This window comes from Marinobacterium sp. xm-m-312 (genome assembly GCF_013283295.1).
Lineage (GTDB): Bacteria > Pseudomonadota > Gammaproteobacteria > Pseudomonadales > Balneatricaceae > Marinobacterium_E.
This window is the reverse complement of the sequence record NZ_WBYS01000005.1, coordinates 241,244-261,731: the sequence shown is the minus strand read 5'-3', so window position 1 is coordinate 261,731 and position 20,488 is coordinate 241,244. Positions and strand designations below refer to the sequence as shown.

Below are 20,488 nucleotides of genomic sequence, written 5' to 3'. Positions count from 1 at the left end.
AGGTAATTGGAATCAATACTTTAGGGAAAATTCTTTTCTTCTTACTACAAATCTTAGTGGCTACCTGGGTATTTCTAGTAGTACACAATTTATAAAAAACTAAACAAAGTAAAAAAGGACTTTTACTATGAGCAATCTTCGCGAGGAACTACTGGATGTTTTTGAGCTAGCTAAATCAATTAAAAGTTTTGATGATGCTATAGGTATTTTTGAGAGCAAGGACAGTACACCGCTACAAGCTGCTGCGGCTGGTATAGCCCTTATCGGCGCAACGATAGATACAATTCCAGACAACAACAAATCCACCCTTCTTAAGGTTATACAACACCATTTCGCCAGCTTAACTTTTGCATCTTCCATAGCGGATACATTAGATAAACACAAAGAAGGAACAGCAAATTTATCAGACTATATATCTACACTTGGCTCAATACTGTATGCAATCCCTACTCCACAGACGCGTCTTTTGGGTTCTATTTTAACCAGTTACCCATTAGCTACTGATTTAGGAGAGCACTTAGCTGAACAAGGGGCTCTTGATCCTATCTTTGACATGATTTTGCATCAGCCTGATGTTGAACTCACTTGGAATGATTGGGAGTTTGCAGCGAATGATCAATATGTTGAAGCACCCAGTTTCGCCAATGCAGAATCGATTACCTCACCGCTCGTTTTAGATCTGGACGGCGACGGCGTCGAAACTATTGGAATTGATCAAGGCGTCTATTTCGATCACGCTGGCGATGGTTTTGCCGAAAAAACTGGATGGGTATCACCTGATGATGGCATGTTGGCCATCGACCTGAACAACAACGGCAAAATCGATGACGGAACCGAGCTGTTTGGTAATAACACCCAGCTATCTAACGGAGACAAGGCCGCCAATGGGTTTGAGGCTCTAAAAGAGTACGACTCTAATTCCGATGGGGTGATCGATGAGTTTGATCGAGATTTCCAAGCGCTTAAAGTCTGGCAAGACCTCAATTTAGATGGACAAACTCAAGAGTTTGAACTGAAAACTCTAGAAGAGCTCGGAATCACATCGATCAACCTGGACTACTCTGAAGATTCACAGCAACAACAAGGCAACCACTTCATTCAAACGAGCTCGTTTGCAAATACAAATAGCCCTTCCAATGAGCTGGTCGATGTCTGGTTTCAAACTGATGAAACGCAATCCATCTATCAGGATTCCACTCAAACAGCTGATGACCTAATCAACTACCCTGATATTAAGGGCTGGGGTTATGTGGCCAACCTACAACAGGTAATGGCACACAATACAGAGCTCAAATCGATGGTTGACCAGTTCATTCAAGAGTCCGACCCTGCTGAACGATCTGCGTTGGTTAATGAGATCATCTACCAGTGGACGGGGGTAGCCGACGTCGACCCCTACAGTCGCGACCCAAGCCGCATTTATGGGCACGTCATGGATGCTCGACAGCTTGAGGCGTTAGAAGAGTTAACGGCTAAAGACTATGTTGGCACCTGGTGCTGGGGTGAACATGACCCAAACCCACATGGCCGCGCGGCACCGGTTCTGATCGCACAATTCAAAGCGTTTAGCGACTATGTCGAAGGGCAGCTCAACGCCCAAACCGACTATGCTGAGGCTTTTGATTTGATTGGGGTTAAATTTGATTCAAGAACTGGTCAATTTGCTCCAGATACGGAGAATTTCGAAGCCCATCTGCAAAGCCTTATCGATCAAAACGATCTGTCACAAGCCAACTTACTCTTCAAAACAGTGCAGCAGCTATCGAGCCTGTCACCGGCTTATGACGTTGTAATAGATGATCTGAAAGAGCACCCCACTCTTGCCCCATGGCTTATTGATTCACAGATTACAGGTACAGATGCTTCTGAGACACTGACAGGCTCAAATGATGATGATCTTATCACCGGTGGTTTAGGCGACGACCAACTCTTTGGCGGCGTGGGTAATGATATTTACCACTACAGCATTGGAGACGGCTCTGATCAAATCTATGACAGCCAAGGGGACGATGTGCTTCTGTTTGGCGAGGGTATTTCGGCCGATAACCTTCTATTTGAGCGAGGCATCAGTCACATCGACATTCATCTGCTGAATGAAGATGGCGCAAAAAGTGGCGCTGCTATTCGGTTAGAAAACGTATTCGACTTTGATGGCAGCCTTCAGGAGGGCACCATTGAAACCCTACGTTTTTATGATGGCAAAGCTCTTAATCTATCAGAAGTGATCACTCACTTTTCGACGAAAGGCGGCAACAGCGACGATTATTTATTCGGTTCCGATCTGGCGGATACACTTCATGGCAATCAAGGTAATGACACAGTTTACGGTGGTTCCGGGGATGATCTTTACCTATTTACTCAAGGGGATGGGCAAGACACCTACATTGAACATTCCGGCAGAGACACAATTCGCATCGTTGGAATAGAGCAATCTGATCAGCTAACTCTTCGACGCATTGGAACTTCTGGAGAGGATCTACTGATCCAATTCTCAGACCAAAACGGTCAATTGAAGGGAGATCAGATCACCATCAAACAGGTCTATGACAAAGGTATTATCACACCCAATCTGATTGAAACAATTGAACTAGTGAATGCGGAGGGGGTTTCAACACAGCACTCTATTTTTGAGCTTAACAGCCTCTACCAATCACTCGACTCCAATAGGCTCTATGGACTTGAGGGGGATGATACATTGCTTGGAACAGAGGCCAATGCATACCTAGAGGGCGCCGGTGGTGACGACCATTTAATAGGTAACCGTGGAGATGATCACTTATCTGGAGGTGAAGGAGGTGACCTGTTAGTAGGTGGTGAAGGGGCTGACGTTTTGCAAGGAGGTAAAGGCAAAGACACCTACCTCTTTAGCCGAGGTCACGGTCAAGATGTGATCAACAACCGCGACCGTGACTCCATCGATAGGGTGTTGTTTGATTCCACTATTAGCAAAAAGCAAGTTGATATCAGCCGGATCAACGATGATCTCTTAATCGAAACAGGGCAGCTGGGGGATCTAATTACCGTCAAATCCTTCTTTAATGGCGATCTTATCTCACTCGACACCATCAAATTGATTGAGTTCAGTAACGGTGAACAGATGAATCTATCGGACATTGCCCAGCAGACGCTTGCGACCAGCAACGGCGATGATCATATCCAAGGCTTAGCCTCTGCTGATGTCATCAGTGGTCATGGTGGCGACGATACTATCTCCGGCGGTGGCGGCGATGATCTTATCCACGGAGATCAGAACAACGATCTCATCTATGGCGATTCCGGCGATGACGAACTATTTGGTGATCAGGGAGAAGATCGTCTGCATGGCGGTAGCGGTTCGGACCACCTGTTTGGCGGCAACGAGTCGGATCAACTTTATGGTGGATCCGGAAACGATAAGCTATCAGGCGACAACGGCACGGATCATCTCTTTGGGGGCAGTGGCCAAGACAGGCTTATGGGCGGCAATGGCGATGACCAGTTAACCGGCGGTAAAGGGGATGACCTGCTGGAAGGCGGAAAAGGCGATGATACTTACATTATTCGAGCGGATGATGGATCAGACCAAATAGTGGATAGCAGTGGGAGTGATACGCTTGTATTGGAAGGCATCAATTGGGAGCGTCTTCAGTTGGAGATGCTTAATGATTCGCTACTGATAAAAGACCGTGATTCCAGCACCGAGGTGACTATTCAATCGGCTAATAAAGATGGCATTGAGAGGATAGAAACTGAAGATGGCTGGGCTGATATGGCTGATATCAACGCCATCATTCATGCAATTGCCCAGTTTGATGCACTCGATGAAGAAGAGGTGACGTTGGAGGATAGAAACACCCTCAACAACACCTTAGCGACTGCCTGGCATAGTGAGTGATATTGATACTCGATAAGGGGGTCAGACCGAAAGGTCAGCCCCCTTAAGTTACCCCTGAGATGAATTCCATTTAGATAAAGTGATACAATTGTATCACTTAAAACTCAGGGGTTATCTATGAAAACAGAGTTAGTAACCAACCTTAAAAGGCACGCGACTAAAATTCTTAGTGAGTTGCACGTCAACAAGGAGCCTATCTTGATTACAGAACATGGACAGCCTTCGGCCTACCTAGTAGACGTAGAAGATTACGAGTACATGCAAAACCGATTGGCTTTGCTTGAAGCGATTGCGCTTGGTGAAAAAGACGTTGCTGAAGGCAAAGTTCATACTCAAGCTGAAGTAGAAGCCAAGTTGGACAAATGGCTAAGCTAATCTGGACAGAAAAAGCGATCGATGACCTTTCAGAATTAGCAGAGTATGTTGCTATTAGTGACAGAGCCGCAGCAAAGCAGTTAGTGCAGAGAATACTGTCTAGCGTCAGGCGACTGGAACAACATCCTGAATCAGGTCGCCGCTTACCTGAGCTTCCATTACAAAACTACAGGGAAGTGATCACTCCACCCTCACGCATCGTCTACAGAATCGAGAAAGAAAATGTCTTCGTAATTAGGGTGATACGACAAGAACGCGATTTAAGGCGGTTAATGCTAGGGCTTAACACTCATAACCGATAAGTCATTCAAATAAAATCGCGGCCTTAATAAGACCGCTCCAACTTATCGAGTAGCTTCTGCGCGTGCAGCAGCGGCGCCAGCTGCATCCCCTGCCTGTTCGCGAATCAACGCCAGTTCACGCCAGAGTTTGCGCTGATAATCGGGAAGTCCCGTTGCAACGGCAACACCTCTTAGCGCAACCTGCTCTGCCTGAATCAGATTCAACTGGCGGCGTTTAATAGACGCTAAATGCAAATAGACCTGAGGATCGCGCGGTGAGATACGCAGTGCGCGCTCAACTTGGGATTCAGCAGCTGCCAGATCCCCTCTGTCTGCGGCTTGTTTTGCTTCAGCGAGCAACGATACTGTTGCTGAGTTGGAGCTTTCATCAATCGCGAGCGGCTCAGAGGGAGCAATTTGAACGGGTTGTTGTGAAGGTTGAGTTGGTGCGAAGTTCGGCACATCGTAGATGGGGGCAACATTCACATCACCACGTGGTTCCACCGGAACAACCGCACCGGGTGCAACCTTTGCATTGCGAGGCGACACATCGCGCTCCTCTACCGGAGTTAGGTAAGGGCTTGGGCCCGCACAACCGACCAGCAAGGTCAGCACAGCTGTAATGGATAAAGATTGGTACAGATTCATGAACCGGCTCGATGTTATCAAGATTAACAAGAACTAAGAATAATCAGTTGATTGCAGAAAATCTAATTAAACCAACCTTTGAACCAGTCTAATGGCGATTTAATCGCCTCCCCAGGTTTGCGTTTGCCACCACAGCTGACACGTTGAACCGGTTCTGTGCCCTGAATGTAGGGAACCGAACGAGCCCCCTCACACTGCTGATCAGTTTGAACATTTTGAGATGCATCGACCCAAACGTACTCCACCTCTCTAGGTTTTAAAGCTAAATAGGGTTCGGGCTGCTCTCTCTTCATCAGATCCGTCCACACCTTTAATGCGCCGCCTGATCCAGTAAAAGGTAAGGTCGCATTGTCATCCCGGCCAACCCAAACAACGGCTAAACGGCTGCCGGTAAATCCAGCAAACCAACTGTCTCGCTGCTGATCAGATGTCCCTGTTTTACCCGCCACATTTAAGTTGCTGGGAAGCGTTCTGTAGAGCGATCTAGCCGTACCCTCACGAGCCACCGATTGCATTGCGTAGTGAATCAGATGAACCTGTTTAGGATCAACGACTTGATTGAGCTTAAAGGGGTAGCGAGAGAGCTCTTGCCCATAGGCATCGGTGACTCGACGAATGGCGCGAAGCGGCATTCTGAACCCATTCGCGGCTAGCGTTTGATAGACCTGCGCTACTTCAATAGGTGCCAAGTTGAGCGCTCCCAATAGCAGCGATGGGTAGGGTTTGATCTCTGAATCAACGCCTAGTCGCTTCAACATATCGATGACCGAATCGACTCCTATATCCAGACCTAAGCGTGCTGAGGAGAGATTGTAGGAGCGCGAAATGGCCTCATACAGGGGCACCATACCCTTCTCTTTGCCGTCAAAGTTCTCAGGTGACCATACCGACCCGTCCGGCTGCTGCATCTGAAAGGCGCTGTCTTCGATCAGTGTCGTTAGGGTGTACCCCTTCTCTAACGCGGCCAAGAAGGTGGCCGGTTTAACTAAGGAACCAATCGGGCGGCGAGCATCCAAGGCCCGGTTAAATCCAGCAAATCGGGCATTACGTCCACCAATAACCGCTAACAACTCTCCTGTTTGCGGATCGGTAACCACCGTTGCGCCCTGCAGAGGCTGTGCTTTTTTGCCGTACTGTTTTTCTAACAACGCGATACGTTCACTTAACGCCGAAGCCGCATTCTGCTGCACTAAAGGATCCAGTGCTGTAAAAATACGAATCCCCTCAGAATTCAAATCCTCTTCGCGATACTCTTGTCGAAGCTGACGTTTCACCACATCGAGGTAGGCTGGGTAAGCCCCTTTTAAACGGGTGCCTCGTTTAATGACATCAAGCGGTTGTTGTATCGCACGTTGATACTGATTGGAGCTGATCATCGCTTGATCCAACAGCAGTTTCAGTACCAGATCACGGCGTTTTAGAGCTCTCTCTGGGTGACGCCGAGGATCATAATAAGAAGGCCCTTTAACCAACCCAGCTAGCAATGCAATGTGATGCAGCTCGAGTTCAGCGGCGGGACGGCCGAAGTAGAAGAGGCTACCTTGACCAAAACCGTGGATCGCACGCGCGCCATCCTGTCCCAGATAAACCTCATTAAGATAGGCCTCAAGAATTTCATCTTTCTCGTAGTGAAGATCCAACAGAACCGCCATCGGCAGTTCAAGCAATTTACGCGAGAGGGTTCTCTCAGAGGTCAGGTAGAAGTTCTTGATCAACTGCTGAGTAAGGGTACTCCCCCCCTGAACAAATCGACCCGCACGAAGATTGACCCACATCGCACGGGCAATGCCTTTCAAAGAGATGCCGAAATGATCGTAAAAGGCACGATCTTCAACGGCAACTAAGGCCTGGGGCAGTAGACTGGGCACATCTTGAATACGCACCAGTTCACGATCTTCATTATCACCGGGGTAGATCCCCCCTATCAGCACTGGCTCTAAACGCGCCAGCGTCATGGAGCGATTATTAGCATCCATCAGGCGGGCTATCTGGCCTTGCTGAAAGCTAAGGGTGACGCGTTTTGATCGTTCAGCGCCCTCAGGAAAATCAAAGCCACGGGTATAGATGTCGGCTCGAGTGGCACTGATTCGCGCTGTGCCAGGGCGATTGACCTGATTACCAATACTGTAGCCAAGTGCTTTCAATTCGAGTTGCAAAGCCTGAGTGTCCAGACGTTGCCCAGGGTAGAGTTCTAATGGGCGTGCATAGACCTTAGCCGGCAGTGACCAGCGTTTGCCTTCAAACTTTTCACGCACCTGCGCATCGAGGTAGACCAGACCCACCGCAGCAACAACGGTAGCGACCAAGCCCAGTTTAAAAAGAAACCAAAACAGCGATTTAGCCCAATTGCGGCTCGATTTTGCTTTGGTTTGCTTAGATTGATGTCTCTTTTTTGTCATCTTCTCAGTATAATCTTCGACCCGCTGGCGCGTATCTCGTTAGGCCAGCTTATGTTTAGTAAGGGCAGTTTAGTCGAACTATGGAATCCACGCTGGTAAACAATCTACTCAATCCAGCTTGCTACCCGCATGAGGTGAGCGAGTTTGAAGTGATTGAGACGCACATCGCGTGGCTTATCAGAACCGGCGAGTTCGTCTACAAAATCAAAAAGCCGGTCAACTTTGGATTTTTAGATTTTACTACACTTGAGAAGCGAAAGTACTTTTGTGAGGAGGAACTTCGCCTCAATCAACGTCTTTCTGAAAATACCTATATTGAAGTTGTGGCTATCGGCGGTACTGAGAGCGATCCAGTGATTGGAGCGACAGGTGAGCCGATCGAATACGCCGTCAAAATGCGTGAGTTTGCTTCAGGGCTACTGCTCTCCGAGCTACTAAACGTCTACAAATTCGACCCCAACTGGATCGATAAACTGGCTGATAAAATTGCTGACTTCCATCAGCGCGCACCCATTGTTGCCCCCGGAAGTCCATGGGGTGAACCCGATAGCATTGCCGCCATTTCCGAAGATAACTACAGGGACATCGATCGTTCGCTTATTCCCGAAGAGGATGCCAAAGAGCTCGACCGTCTTTGGCAGCACATTAAAGATCGTTACCAACTGCTTGAACCCTTAATGCGTCGTCGCAAGCTCGATGGCTCGATTCGTGAGTGTCACGGTGATCTTCACCTGGGCAACATCACCTTAGATGGTGATTCACTCCTCGTGTTTGACTGCATTGAGTTCAACCTAGAGTTCCGTTGGATCGATAAGATGTCGGACCTTGGCTTCCTGTTGATGGACCTAGAGGCTAACGGCCACCCTCGTTGGGCGAACCGTTGTCTTAACCGCTATATGGAGATCACCGGCGATTACGAAGGGTTAATTCTACTGCCCTACTACAAAGCGCACCGCGCGATGGTACGAGCGAAAGTCGCCATGTTGGGCGAGAAACCCAATCTTGCTGAGTTCCAACACTACCTTAAACTGACCGCCGAATACGCGGCTGCGCCACTACCGATGTTGGTGATGATGCAGGGGATTAGCGGCTCCGGTAAATCACATATCTCTAGCAAATTAGCCGAGCTGATCTCCGGTGTTCGTGTACGATCAAGTGCTGAGCGTAAAAAGATCTATCGCAAAGCGTCTCGCGAAGGTGAAAGCCTTGAGATGTACGGTGCAGACATGAATATGCGCACTTTCCTAGAGATGAAGCGCGTCTCTGGCATTCTGTTAGAAGCGGGCCAGACTCTGATTCTGGATGCCGCATACATTCGCCAACGTTCACGTCGACAGTTTCTGCAACTGGCCGAAGAGCTGGGCTGCCCAGCACGAATCATCGCTTGTGAACCCCCAGAAAAGGTCATCGAGGCGCGCCTGGCTAAACGATCTGAAGAGCGTGAAGACCCAACAGATGCAACTATTGAAGTGATGCAAGCGCAAAAACGCGTCGCTGAGCCATTAAGTGAAGAGGAAGAGAAGATCGCCCTTCACATCGATACCAGCGAAGAGAATGCGCACCTTAAGATCATTCAATACTTGATTGATCAGAAGCTGCTACCAGAGACGGTAAACTGCGGATAACCCTCCTCAGTGGGCTCTGCACTCTCGACTTCCACCTCGAACAGTTGCCTTAAGTGAGCGACCGTTAGAACAGAGTGGTCACCCTCGACAACAGAGTCTTGGGTGCCAAGTAAGTAAAAGTAATCCCCCATTCGTGAAGCCAAACTCGCCTCTTGAAGGGTCACAACAACCGCATAGCCCTCCTCTTTAAATGATCTAAGCAGCTCCACTGTCCGGCGTTTAAACTCCGCATCCATGGCAGTGCAAGGCTCTTCAATTAATATTAGGCTGGGCTCATTGGGGCGACTCACCAAATCACAGGCCAGCTGCACACGCTGCCTCTCGCCTCTCGAGAGCGTTTTAAAGGGGCGCTGCAATATTGATTCGAGTAACAACTGAGTTTTTACCCTTTCACTGCGCGATTCGAATAAGACTTCATCAGCACCCGAAGAGTGACCGGCCTGCAGAAGCAGAGACGAAACATTCATATCAGGATCAAGATTAAACTTTGAGAGAGACTGGCTTAACTCAGAAAAATGGCCAAACAGATCCACGTCATAGGCCTGTAAAATGACACTGACTTTGTGACGTTTAAAGGGATGAGCAGGCATACCGTTTCTCTCTGTAAAGCATTAAAATTTGGAAAAATTTTAGGTGTAACCCATGATTCTCTGCAGTGTATCGGATTTAGTCGACGGTGAAAGCCGTGGTTTTGAACGGGAGGGCCTATCCCTTTTTGTTGTAAAACAGGGCGACCAAATCTCAATTTTCAAAAACAGCTGCCCCCATCGCGGTATTCGCCTAGAGTGGCAACCAGACACTTTCTTGGATGTCGAAAAGCAGTTCATCCAATGCGCCACGCACGGCGCGCTATTCACGATAAACGAGGGCGAGTGCATCGCGGGCCCTTGCCCAGGTGAACGGTTAGAGGCGATCCCCTTTGAAATTATCGATGGGAATATTAGGTTAACGATCTAACACCTAGTGTCGCTGACAAACTGTTCAATTCGGTTAAGTGCTTCATCAATATTTGCCAACGAAGTAGTGTAAGCGAAGCGAACAAATTTGTGCGCCTGATACTCACCAAAATCGGCACCAGGCGTCGCGACCACGCCCGCCCTCTCTAGTAACTCCCAGCACCAACTAAAACTGTCATCACACAGATCAGAAGCATCGGCATAAATATAGAAGGCACCTTCTGGCGTTCTAGGGACTTTAAAACCAATTCGCTTGAGCCCTTCTAACAGGCGATCACGTCGCTGCTGCAACTCCTCTCTTCGCAACTCGAACAGTTCAATCGCATCAGGTTCGAATGCTCTGAGCGCAGCATACTGAGACAAGGTCGTGGGAGAGATGTAGAGATTTTGTGCCATCTTCTCCATTTCAGCCACCGCTGATGCATCCGCTACCAACCAACCCAAGCGCCAGCCCGTCATGCCGAAATATTTTGAAAACGAGTTGATCACGATGCAGTTTGTATCGATGCTAAAGGCACTGGGAGTCTCTGCACCGTAGGTTAGGCCGTGGTAGATCTCATCAACAACCAAGGTGCCACCTAAACGAGAGACCGTTGCTGCAATATTGGCAAGCTCTTGTGGATCGATGACCGCGCCGGTTGGGTTAGCTGGCGAGGCAATAAGAACGCCTGCAGTCTGTTCATCCCAATGCTGCTCAACCAATTCAGCGGTTAATTGGTAGTTCTGTTCATGATCCACGGGAATAGAGACCGCTTGGGCCTCCACTATGCGCAAAAATTGACGATTACAGGGGTAGCCTGGATCGGCCATCAATATCTTTTGATCACGATTGGCTAACAGGGCAAAGGTCAATTGCAGTGCAGCTGAAGCACCTGCTGTGACTAACACATTGTCTGCGGCGATCTTCTGCCCGTAACGCTGTTGGTGAAAGGCTGCAATTTTTTCACGAAGAGCCGAAATACCTGCTGCCGGTGTGTAGGTCATAGGGGTAGTGTCCAGCAGACGTTTTGCCTCCTCGATCACCTGGGGTGCCGCACCAAAATCGGGTTCGCCCGCCCCTAAATGGATGATAGAGCGCCCCTGATCGGCTAACGCATGAGCGTGTTTAAGCAGATCCATCACTTTAAAGGATTCAATTAACTGCGAACGCTGACTCCAACTCTTAGACATATCACCTCCCGATCGAATCGACACAGTATACTTGTTACACCAACAGAGACTAGCCATCTTTATACTGTTCTGGTAACTTCGCTGACTTACTAAAAAACGGACTCTCTCGATCCAACGTATTACCCAATAATCGAGAGCAATAATACAATCACAGGGTACGAGGCAGACACTATGCCAAGCAGTAATACTGAATCTTTTACTCACATTGCGCCATACGACATCAAAGACTCAGAAGAGTACATGAACGATGCGCAGAAGGATCACTTCCGACTTATTCTTAAAGAGTGGAAGCGCGAACTGATGGAAGAGGTCGATATAACCATCAACCACCTTAAGGAAGAGGCTAGCAACTTTGCTGACCCTGCCGATCGTGCCAGCCAGGAAGAGGAGTTCAGCCTTGAACTTCGCACACGAGATCGTGAGCGCAAGCTGATTCGCAAGATCGATAAAGCACTCGAGTCAATCGATGAAGACGATTTCGGCTATTGTGAAGCCTGCGGTGTAGAGATCGGTATTCGCCGACTCGAAGCTCGACCAACGGCAACTCTCTGTATCGACTGCAAGACGCTTGCAGAGATAAAAGAAAAGCAGACAGGCAAATAATAGAAGCGCGGTTTGTACCGCGCTTTTTTATGTCCTTTATATTCATACAATGAACTACATTGGTCGATTCGCCCCCTCTCCAACAGGCCCTCTTCACGAAGGCTCACTGCTAACCGCGCTGGCCAGTTACCTAGAAGCTAAAAAGCATCATGGACTTTGGCTAGTCCGAATAGAGGATCTTGATCAACCACGCTGTCAGCAGGCGCATGAAAAGGCGATTCTTGAAGCGCTAGAAGCCTACGGTCTCCATTGGGATAAAACGGTCATGCGTCAAACTGACCGAATCGATCGCTACACTGATCTCTTTCAGTCGCTCATCGCTCAAGGGCAGGCATATCGCTGTGGTTGTAGCCGAACGGACTTAAAGAGTCGGCACGCCTTACCGCATTACGATCGGTACTGTTTGCTGCACCCTGCCAATAAAGAGCCAACCGCAGTCCGATTTAAAGTGGAGCAATGTTCAGGGTTTGATGACCTCCTTCAAGGCTCTCAGCCGACTCCTTCAGAAGGGGTTGGTGATTTCATTCTCTACCGTCGTGATGGCATTGTTGCTTATCAGCTTGCAGTCGTACTGGATGACTATGAACAGGGAGTGACTGACATTGTTAGAGGGTCAGATCTGCTTGATGAAACGCATAAACAGCGAGCACTGCAGCTCACACAGGACTACCCTCTGCTGAAATATGCTCATTTGCCGTTGGTGTTAGCCGCTGATGGACAAAAACTATCGAAACAGACCTTTGCGTGCGCCTTGCCAACAGAACCATTGGAAATCATTAAACAACTTAAAAAGGCGATGGTTAGGCTTGGGCAGATTGATGAAAAGTGCGATATACCGAGCGATGTAGAGACTTTTATTCAGTTCGCACTAGACGTTTGGGATATACAAAAAGTTCCAAAAGTTATTAAAAACAGCTAGTTATTTAGACTTTGGTATGAAGTGTTAAATTTTTTTCACTTTAGGGTTGAATAGAGCTAATGGATTACCTATAGTCGCTCCACAACAACAAGAAAGGACGGCGCAATACTTAGCTCAAATAAAAATAACAAGAGCAAAAGGTGCCGACGAAATACCTGCTCCGAATAAAAATAAAAATGGAGCATTACTCGATCGTGAGGACTGTCACCGCAAGGGACAATAAAAATAACACCAAATTATTGGTGGCAGCCTCACGCTCGAACCCCCAAACGCAAATCCTACCCCTCTAAAATTCATTTTATATAAGACATTTTCAGACCGGTTATTAATTCTTACTAACTACTGGTAGACTAGCGCCTTTGTATTTTGACTCGAACTGTTTTTAAATGACTTCTCAAATTGTTCTGTTCCTTTTGGGCATTGCCGCGATTGCTGGCCTCTATTTTGCGCTTCGTACTAAAGCGGCACCGATCACTGAAGCCAATATTGAAAACACCCAAGCGGATGATCTAGTCACAGCCATTTTGCCGGAAGGTGAACGTCGCGTTGTTCCCGAGTCGATCCATAACATTCCTCGCCACGCTCTGGATGACAATGCCATGCGTGTCGTCTACCGTTTGCTTGATAACGGCTACGATGGCTATCTAGTCGGTGGCTGTGTACGCGATCTTCTGGTCGGCAAAAACCCTAAAGATTTTGACGTTGCTACCTCCGCAACCCCTGAGCAAGCAGAACCCCTATTTAAGCGTGCTCGACTTATTGGTCGCCGCTTCAAGATCGTCCACGTCCGTTTTGGTCGAGAGATCATCGAAGTCACCACTTTCCGTGCCGGACACGACAGCGTTTCAACCTCTAAGGATCAATCACGACAGGCCGCCTCTGGCATGCTGCTGCGTGATAATGTCTACGGCACGATCGAAGAGGATGCAAAGCGCCGCGACTTCTCGATTAACGCGCTCTACTACAACGTTGAAGACAACTCCGTTTACGACTTCGCTAATGGCTACCCAGATCTTCTTGAGAAGCGTATTCGCATCATCGGCGATGCTGAAGAGCGCTACCGTGAAGACCCTGTTCGCATGCTGCGCGCCGCTCGCTTTGCTGCAAAACTGAGCTTTGATATCGACCCCGACACCGCCCAACCGATTCATAAACTGGGTGGCTTAATCAGCAAAGTAGCTCCTGCTCGCATGTTTGATGAAGTACTTAAGCTATTACAAACCGGTTACGGCGAAGCCTGCCTTCGCCAACTGCTCCGTTTTGATCTATTTAAGTACCTTCTACCGGCCACTGATCGCATGTTAGGTAGCGATGAGTACCCAGTTGAGCAGCTAGTTAACAATGCGTTACGCAATACTGATCGCCGCCTTGCTCAGGATAAGAGCGTCAACCCCGCTTTTCTATTTGCAGCGATGCTTTGGTACCCGCTGGTGGATCGCATGCGTGATCTTGAAGGACACAAAGACCTACCGCCTCTACAGCGACTTCACGAGGCCGCTAATCAGATCCTAGGTGAACAGGTCCGAGCGACTGCCATTCCAAGACGTTTCTCCACGACGATTCGTGAAATCTGGGAGATGCAGCACCGTCTAATGCGCCGCGATCGTGCCGATCAACTAATGGAGCACCCTCGCTTCCGTGCTGGCTACGATCTATTAGTGTTGCGTGAAGAGAGTGGTGAAGATCTTAACGGAATCAGTGGTTGGTGGACCGAATACCAGAACAGCCAACCCAATGCTCGTCCTCAGATACCCGCTGAAGAGCGCCGCAAACGCTCTCGCCGTCGCCGTCCTAATCGTAAGCCAAAAGAGCAGTCATAAGATGATTCGCGCCTATATTGGATTGGGCAGCAATTTAGAGAATCCTCTACAGCAGGTGGCTGACGCTCTGCGAGAACTTCAGGCGATTCCCAACTCTAAGCTAGTAGAGCACTCCAGACTCTATCGCTCAGATCCAGTGGGTCCTCCTGGACAACCCGACTACATCAATGCGGTTGCTTGCCTCGAGACAAGCTTAGAAGCTGAACAACTGTTGGATGAACTGCAAGCGATAGAGCAGTCCCATGATCGTGTTCGAGTGCAACACTGGGGGCCGAGAACCTTAGATCTGGATATTTTACTCTTTGGTGATCAAGTCATTAACACTGAGCGGCTTACTGTACCCCACGCTTTTATGCGTGAGAGAAGCTTTGTCCTCTACCCTCTCGCTGAGATTGAACCCAATTTAGTGCTACCAAATGGTGATCACCTAAGCGAAATTTTGCTGGAATGTCCTATGGGCACACTGGAACCAATCGCACTATAATAGTGCGCATCTTATCGAATAGAGAGACTGATTAAATGAGCACACCAAGCCTGCACCGTTTAATTGAGAAAAAACAGGCGGGAGAGAAGTTTGCGGTTCTAACTGCTTACGATGCAACCTTCGCCCATGTCGCCAGCAGTGCTGGCGTAGACCTGATACTGGTCGGTGATTCATTGGGCATGGTTCTGCAAGGTGAATCCAGCACACTGCCGGTAACGGTTGACGATATGGCCTACCACACTCGCGCGGTGGCTATGGGCAACCAAGGGTCGCTGATCGTGTCTGACCTGCCCTTTATGAGCTACTCAAACACTCAGCAAGCGGAAGAGAGTGCCGCAAAACTGATGCGTGCAGGTGCCCACATAGTCAAATTGGAAGGCGGTGCTTGGTTAACTGACACCATTTCAGCACTCAGCCGCCAAGGCGTACCTGTCTGCGCACACCTAGGTTTAACACCACAATCGGTCAATAAATTGGGTGGATACAAGGTACAGGGACGCGACAATCATGCTGCGACGTTGATGCTTGAGGACGCTCAGCGCTTACAGGACGCAGGCGCAGATATGCTGGTGTTAGAGTGTGTGCCAACCCTACTGGCCTGTGAAATCACTAAAAACCTCGACATCCCAGTGATTGGCATCGGTGCAGGTAATCTTACCGATGCTCAAGTGCTTGTAATGCATGATCTGCTAGGTATTACACCTGGACGGCGTCCCAAATTCGTTAAAAACTTTATGGAAGGTGCTGGCTCGATCCAAGAGGCGATTGAACAGTACGTTGCCGACGTTAAAAGCGGCACATTCCCTGGCCCAGAGCACAGTTTCGAATAATCTATGAAAACCGTTACGACCATTGCCGAGCTTCGAGCTGCGGTCACTGCAGCACGTGCTGCAGGTAAAAAGATCGGCTTCGTGCCGACCATGGGCAACCTTCATCAAGGTCACTTAAATCTTTTGATTCGGGCTCGCGAGCTTTCAGACTTTGTTGTCTCATCGATCTTCGTTAACCCGTTACAGTTTAATAACGCTGACGACTTGGAACGATACCCGCGCACCCTTGAAGAGGATCAGGCAAGTCTGAAAGAGTTTGGCTGTGATCTGCTGTTTGCGCCAGCTGAGGCAGAGGTCTACCCAAAGGGTCGTGATTCACAGACCTTTGTTGAAGTACCAGAAGTCTCTAATCTTTACTGCGGTGCTAGCCGCCCCGGACACTTCCGCGGTGTCACGACCATCGTCAACAAACTGTTTAATTTGGTCCAACCTGACCTAGCGGTATTTGGTCGGAAAGACTTTCAACAGCTGCACGTGATCCGCCGTATGGTCGATGATCTATCGATGCCCATTGAGATTGTTGGGGAAGAGACAGCCCGTGCTGACTCAGGTTTAGCCCTGAGCTCTCGTAACGGTTATCTAACCGACAGCGAACTGGCTGCAGCGCCAGCGCTCTACCAGCAACTGAGCCAAATCCGTGATCAGGTTCAAGCGGGTAGCAACGAGTTTGCAGTGCTACAGGTCAAAGCGAGTGAAGCACTAGAAGAGGCAGGGTTCCGTCGTGATTACGTGCATATCGTTAATCGCAATACGCTTCAGCCGGCGACACCGGATGACACTCAATTGGTGATTTTAGCGGCCGCCTATTTGGGTCACGCTCGTCTAATTGATAATCTGGAGTTCGATCGCTAAGCCGTTGCGATCGAACCCTTACCAATCCCCTCAAACGCACGCACTTCAATCTGTTTGCCAGGTAGGGTTGCAGCAATGGTTTGCGCCAGGTGATTGGCGATCAACTCCACGGTAGATTCCGTGTCGATCATGTAGACCACTGAGGTAGGAAGCGTTAGGCTGAATGTCCCCTGGGGTGCTTGGTAGGCAAAATCGACAGACTGTTCAGTGCGACTGACAACGTGATCTTCTGTCCCTATGTAGATATCTTCAAAGCGCTTTGCCCACTGCGCTTCAAGTGCTAGATCACGCTCACCATCAACTAGAATATGGATTCTTGAGCGGTGTCCATGAGCGATACGTTGGCAGTTACCCTCATGCTTCTGTAGACCGTGTGTGTAATGGTAGTAGGCACCGTCAATCACCTCAGGGTATAGAGTCACTTTGATACCACTGACCGTTGGAAAGATCGCAGCTAACTCCTGTTCACACCAACGAGCGACGGGTTCAGGCTCTATCGCATCCACGGGAAGGATCTCAAACGCTTGATGTGGCGCGCTGCAACGAAGGGGCTCACCCGATGGGTAGAGCCACTCCACAGTCGTGTTCTGTTCTGCTGTAGTCACCTTTAGGTTAGCTGTCTTATCGGCAATCACTAACGAGTGATCTAAGCCAGCATCAAACCACTGTTTCACGCGCTTTTTAACGATGCCAAAATCGACAATCATCCCCTCATCGTTTAATTGGCCGTCCAGCTCTAAACGGACAGCCCAGGACTCACCCACAAGACCGCGTTGTGCGTCCAGATAGGTAAAATCAACATGGGTAAGATCATCAACAAATAGCTTCACACACGACTCCTAACAGTTTGTGCTGCTATTTTAGCGAATCGGGATAAGAAATCACCTGATTGTTCGCAGCCACTGGCTGCTCCGGTATAATGCAAAAATCTTAATTCAGGTGAACCCTTCCTATGCGACTCGATAAGTACCTTGCTCAATCCACCGGTTTCTCTCGTAAAGAGGTGAAGCGCATGCTGCACGCTGAAGAGGTACGAGTGAATGGCGAACTCGAAAAGAACCCCGCACGCAAAGTGGCTGAAGAGGATGAAGTCATTCTGGACGGCTACGAAATTGAAGCCCCGCGTGATCGCTACATCATGCTTAATAAACCCCTGGGTTACGTCTGCTCACACGACGAAGGGGATCATGCATCGGTGTTGGGTCTAATCGAGCTGCCCCGTGTTGATAACCTAACCATTGCCGGTCGGTTAGATGTTGATACAACAGGGTTAGTACTGCTCAGTGATAACGGGCAGTGGTGTCACCGTATCACCTCGCCACGTCATAAGCTGGGTAAGATCTATGAAGCGACCTTGGCAGACCCGATTGATGAGAGCTACATCGAGAAATTCGAGCGCGGTATTCAGCTTAATGGTGAGAAAGAGCTCACTAAACCGGCAAAATTAGAGATTCTCTCTGAGCAGGTAGCCAGAGTGGAGCTGTTCGAAGGACGCTACCACCAAGTAAAGCGCATGTTCGCAGCACTGGGTAACAAAGTAGAAGAGCTGCATCGCGAATCGATTGGACCGATCGCACTGGATGATGATCTCTATGAGGGTGAGTGGCGAGAGCTCACTGACGACGAGGTAGCCAGCATCTTTAATGGCTAACTTCGAATCGCTCATCAATCAGGAGATTCAAGCCAATCCAAACGGCCTTCTGATTGTTGATGAAAACCTCAACCCAAAAACAGTTCAAGCCGCCTCCGGTTGGCAGGCTCTGACCAACCGCTTTGATCAGCAACAAGCACTTTGCGCTCAAGGCTGGCAATGCTCACTCTCTGATTTTGAGTGGCCTACAGACTTAACCACTGATCTTATTCTGTATCGCATCAGCAAAGAGAAGGCGGTTGTTAATCATCTCATCAATTTGGCAGCAGAGCAGTTAAAGTCCGGTGCTCGCCTAATCTTGTTGGGTGATAAATCAGAAGGGATAAAAAGCTACGCCAAAAATGGCCAAAAATGCCTAAACGGTGATCGCTCTGAGGTTAAATTGGGCGGCGATAGCTGGAGGGTCGAACTCACAGTAGGCCAGGCAACAGGCACACCGTTAGATGATCAAGACTATCATCAAGTCCGAGAGGTTTCCAAAGTAAGTGAATACTCACTACTATCAAAGCCCGGTGTATATGGTTGGAAAAAAATCGACCAAGGTAGCCAGCAGCTGATTGAGCGCCTACCTTATATCCTCAATCGTCCGCTACCGATTGGAGCCGATCGTGTGTTAGACCTGGGCTGTGGATCAGGTTATCTTACTCTCGCTTCCTGTAGCCAAGCATCTTTCATCACAGCGACTGACAATAACGCAGCAGCAATCAAAGCGACGCAAGCAACCTTGGCAGCAGCGAACTTTCAGGCTGAAGTTTGCTTAACCAATGCCGGTGAAGAGTTGGCCTCTGAGTACGATCTGATACTATGTAACCCGCCCTTTCATAGTGGTTTTGGGATCGATTACGATTTAACTGACCGCTTTTCGAGAAATGCCGCTAGACTGTTAGCAGCAGAGGGGAAAGCCTGTTTCGTCGTGAACCAGCATGTACCACTGAAACGTATCGCATCAAGCTACTTCGAGTCTGTCGAGCTTGACCAAGATACAGGACATTTTTGCACCTATTTACTGACTAAGCCTAAGCGCTAGAGTTTTATGACTAAAGATTATCTACAACAATCGTTTTTCTTCTTCCGTTCCAACTTCAGTGCTCTATTGAGCATTCAACTGCCGTTTCTGATCATTCTGATGATCATCCAGATGAGCACTATTTCCGGAGTGGATGAGTCGAGCAACATGCAGGCACAGCTGATTCTGCTAACCGGTATGGACATGCTGTTTGTTCCTATCTACCTAGCGGCGACCATCTTCTATATGCAAGCCGTCATCGATGGAGGTTCGATCACAACCACGCAAAGCTGGTTTATGGCATTCCGCTGCTGGGGCAGACTATTTTTAACCTTCGTGCTTTCGGCATTGGTAACAGCACTGGGACTCATGTTGCTGATCGCCCCCGGTATCTATATAGCCGTTCGCTTAGCCCTGGCTAACGCCATCTGTGTCATTGAAGGTAAAGGGCCAATCGACTCGATGAAAGAGAGCTGGGAAGGCACTGACGGCCTGTTCTGGACCATGTTCAAAGGTCTGGCTCTGATCTTTGGTGGCCTGTTCATTCTAGAGGTGATCCTATCGCCGATGGTCGATCCAAGCAGCATGATCTCGATGCTGATCTCAGTCACCCTAGACTTCCTAAATGTCCTAGGCACCATCTACGCCTATCGCGTCTACCGCGCATGGCGTGATAAAGAGCCGGTTGAGGATGAACCTTCGGTTCTTTAATGGTGTTGGAGCATCTTTTCACGGTTTGCCCTTCGGGGCAATTCGCTCCTACAGTAGGACTCCGTTGCGGGCTTATCGCGAAGTCCTATTGTAGGAGGGAATTCAGCTCTGCTGAAACCCCGATCGATTTCAACAGCGGGTGACAGGCTGAAGGCCAGTCACCATACTTCGTAGGAAGATCAGCGCTCCAGTGACTGGCTTTAGCCTGTCATCTGCTTTCTAAAACAATCGCGGCCTTTTTAAGACCGCTCCAACAAAAAACCGCCATAAAGGCGGTTTTTTTA

General features: G+C 48.8%; 19 protein-coding genes. 14 read left to right on the top strand and 5 right to left on the bottom strand.

Going from position 1 to position 20,488, the window contains the following annotated elements; translation table 11 throughout:
- Positions 1–127: 127 nt before the first annotated feature.
- The 3 genes from XMM312_RS08305 to XMM312_RS08295 all read left to right on the top strand — a co-directional run bounded on the left by XMM312_RS08305 (position 128) and on the right by XMM312_RS08295 (position 4,551).
- Positions 128–3,874 carry a calcium-binding protein gene (locus XMM312_RS08305; protein WP_173489054.1) on the top strand — a complete coding sequence of 1,249 codons (3,747 nt, stop codon included), beginning with the start codon at positions 128–130 and terminating at the stop codon, positions 3,872–3,874.
- Between the two features lie 117 nt (positions 3,875–3,991).
- Positions 3,992–4,249, top strand: a complete 258-nt coding sequence (locus tag XMM312_RS08300; protein WP_173480264.1) for a type II toxin-antitoxin system Phd/YefM family antitoxin — start codon at positions 3,992–3,994, stop codon at positions 4,247–4,249.
- Complete coding sequence (locus XMM312_RS08295) at positions 4,237–4,551, top strand: type II toxin-antitoxin system RelE/ParE family toxin (RefSeq protein ID WP_173480263.1); 315 nt, start codon at positions 4,237–4,239, stop codon at positions 4,549–4,551. Before XMM312_RS08300 ends, XMM312_RS08295 begins: the two co-directional genes overlap by 13 nt.
- 42 nt (positions 4,552–4,593) lie before the next feature.
- On the opposite strand, the gene XMM312_RS08290 is transcribed toward XMM312_RS08295, so the two are convergent.
- Together XMM312_RS08290 and mrcB are read right to left on the bottom strand one after the other, a co-directional pair.
- Entirely contained in the window at positions 4,594–5,178 is a 585-nt protein-coding gene (locus XMM312_RS08290; protein ID WP_173489053.1) for a type IV pilus biogenesis/stability protein PilW, read from the bottom strand.
- Positions 5,179–5,240: 62 nt separating this feature from the next.
- Positions 5,241–7,577: a penicillin-binding protein 1B gene (gene mrcB, locus XMM312_RS08285; RefSeq protein ID WP_173489052.1), complete on the bottom strand. Its 2,337-nt coding sequence runs from the start codon at positions 7,575–7,577 to the stop codon at positions 5,241–5,243.
- Between the two features lie 80 nt (positions 7,578–7,657).
- Between mrcB and XMM312_RS08280 the strand changes: the two genes are divergently transcribed.
- Positions 7,658–9,202, top strand: a complete 1,545-nt coding sequence (locus XMM312_RS08280; protein WP_173483795.1) for a bifunctional aminoglycoside phosphotransferase/ATP-binding protein — start codon at positions 7,658–7,660, stop codon at positions 9,200–9,202.
- Here the strand turns inward: XMM312_RS08280 and XMM312_RS08275 are convergent.
- Complete coding sequence (locus tag XMM312_RS08275) at positions 9,166–9,792, bottom strand: hypothetical protein (protein ID WP_173489051.1); 627 nt, start codon at positions 9,790–9,792, stop codon at positions 9,166–9,168. The genes XMM312_RS08280 and XMM312_RS08275 overlap by 37 nt on opposite strands.
- A gap of 52 nt (positions 9,793–9,844) precedes the next feature.
- Here XMM312_RS08275 and XMM312_RS08270 point away from each other — a divergent pair, with 52 nt between their 5' ends.
- Positions 9,845–10,159 (top strand): Rieske 2Fe-2S domain-containing protein, encoded by a 315-nt coding sequence (locus tag XMM312_RS08270; protein WP_173489050.1) that lies wholly within the window; start codon positions 9,845–9,847, stop codon positions 10,157–10,159.
- On the opposite strand, the gene XMM312_RS08265 is transcribed toward XMM312_RS08270, so the two are convergent.
- On the bottom strand, positions 10,156–11,328 hold the full coding sequence (locus XMM312_RS08265; RefSeq protein WP_173489049.1) for an aminotransferase class I/II-fold pyridoxal phosphate-dependent enzyme: 1,173 nt from the start codon (positions 11,326–11,328) through the stop codon (positions 10,156–10,158). The two genes, XMM312_RS08270 and XMM312_RS08265, sit on opposite strands and share 4 nt — an antisense overlap.
- A gap of 171 nt (positions 11,329–11,499) precedes the next feature.
- On the opposite strand from XMM312_RS08265, the gene dksA reads away from it, so the two are divergent.
- From dksA to panC, 6 genes are all read left to right on the top strand, one after another.
- Positions 11,500–11,931 carry an RNA polymerase-binding protein DksA gene (gene dksA, locus XMM312_RS08260; RefSeq protein WP_173489048.1) on the top strand — a complete coding sequence of 144 codons (432 nt, stop codon included), beginning with the start codon at positions 11,500–11,502 and terminating at the stop codon, positions 11,929–11,931.
- 49 nt (positions 11,932–11,980) lie between these two features.
- Positions 11,981–12,850 carry a tRNA glutamyl-Q(34) synthetase GluQRS gene (gene gluQRS / locus XMM312_RS08255; protein WP_173480255.1) on the top strand — a complete coding sequence of 290 codons (870 nt, stop codon included), beginning with the start codon at positions 11,981–11,983 and terminating at the stop codon, positions 12,848–12,850.
- A gap of 386 nt (positions 12,851–13,236) precedes the next feature.
- Positions 13,237–14,670, top strand: a complete 1,434-nt coding sequence (pcnB, locus tag XMM312_RS08250; RefSeq protein WP_173489047.1) for a polynucleotide adenylyltransferase PcnB — start codon at positions 13,237–13,239, stop codon at positions 14,668–14,670.
- Position 14,671: 1 nt separating this feature from the next.
- Positions 14,672–15,154, top strand: a complete 483-nt coding sequence (gene folK, locus XMM312_RS08245) for a 2-amino-4-hydroxy-6-hydroxymethyldihydropteridine diphosphokinase (RefSeq protein WP_173489046.1) — start codon at positions 14,672–14,674, stop codon at positions 15,152–15,154.
- A gap of 35 nt (positions 15,155–15,189) precedes the next feature.
- On the top strand, positions 15,190–15,984 hold the full coding sequence (gene panB / locus XMM312_RS08240; protein WP_173482967.1) for a 3-methyl-2-oxobutanoate hydroxymethyltransferase: 795 nt from the start codon (positions 15,190–15,192) through the stop codon (positions 15,982–15,984).
- A gap of 3 nt (positions 15,985–15,987) precedes the next feature.
- A complete protein-coding gene (gene panC, locus XMM312_RS08235; RefSeq protein WP_173480251.1) occupies positions 15,988–16,836 on the top strand; it encodes a pantoate--beta-alanine ligase in 849 nt (282 codons plus the stop codon).
- Here panC and XMM312_RS08230 read toward each other — a convergent pair.
- Complete coding sequence (locus tag XMM312_RS08230; protein ID WP_173489045.1) at positions 16,833–17,666, bottom strand: 6-carboxytetrahydropterin synthase; 834 nt, start codon at positions 17,664–17,666, stop codon at positions 16,833–16,835. The genes panC and XMM312_RS08230 overlap by 4 nt on opposite strands.
- Before the next feature lie 122 nt (positions 17,667–17,788).
- On the opposite strand from XMM312_RS08230, the gene rsuA reads away from it, so the two are divergent.
- Genes rsuA through XMM312_RS08215 form a run of 3 tightly spaced genes read left to right on the top strand, consistent with a single transcriptional unit; the run spans position 17,789 to position 20,204 of the window.
- Positions 17,789–18,487 carry a 16S rRNA pseudouridine(516) synthase RsuA gene (rsuA, locus tag XMM312_RS08225; protein ID WP_173480249.1) on the top strand — a complete coding sequence of 233 codons (699 nt, stop codon included), beginning with the start codon at positions 17,789–17,791 and terminating at the stop codon, positions 18,485–18,487.
- Entirely contained in the window at positions 18,480–19,514 is a 1,035-nt protein-coding gene (locus XMM312_RS08220) for a methyltransferase (protein WP_173489044.1), read from the top strand. Before rsuA ends, XMM312_RS08220 begins: the two co-directional genes overlap by 8 nt.
- Before the next feature lie 6 nt (positions 19,515–19,520).
- Positions 19,521–20,204: a YciC family protein gene (locus XMM312_RS08215; RefSeq protein WP_173480247.1), complete on the top strand. Its 684-nt coding sequence runs from the start codon at positions 19,521–19,523 to the stop codon at positions 20,202–20,204.
- The last annotated feature ends 284 nt before the right edge of the window (positions 20,205–20,488 follow it).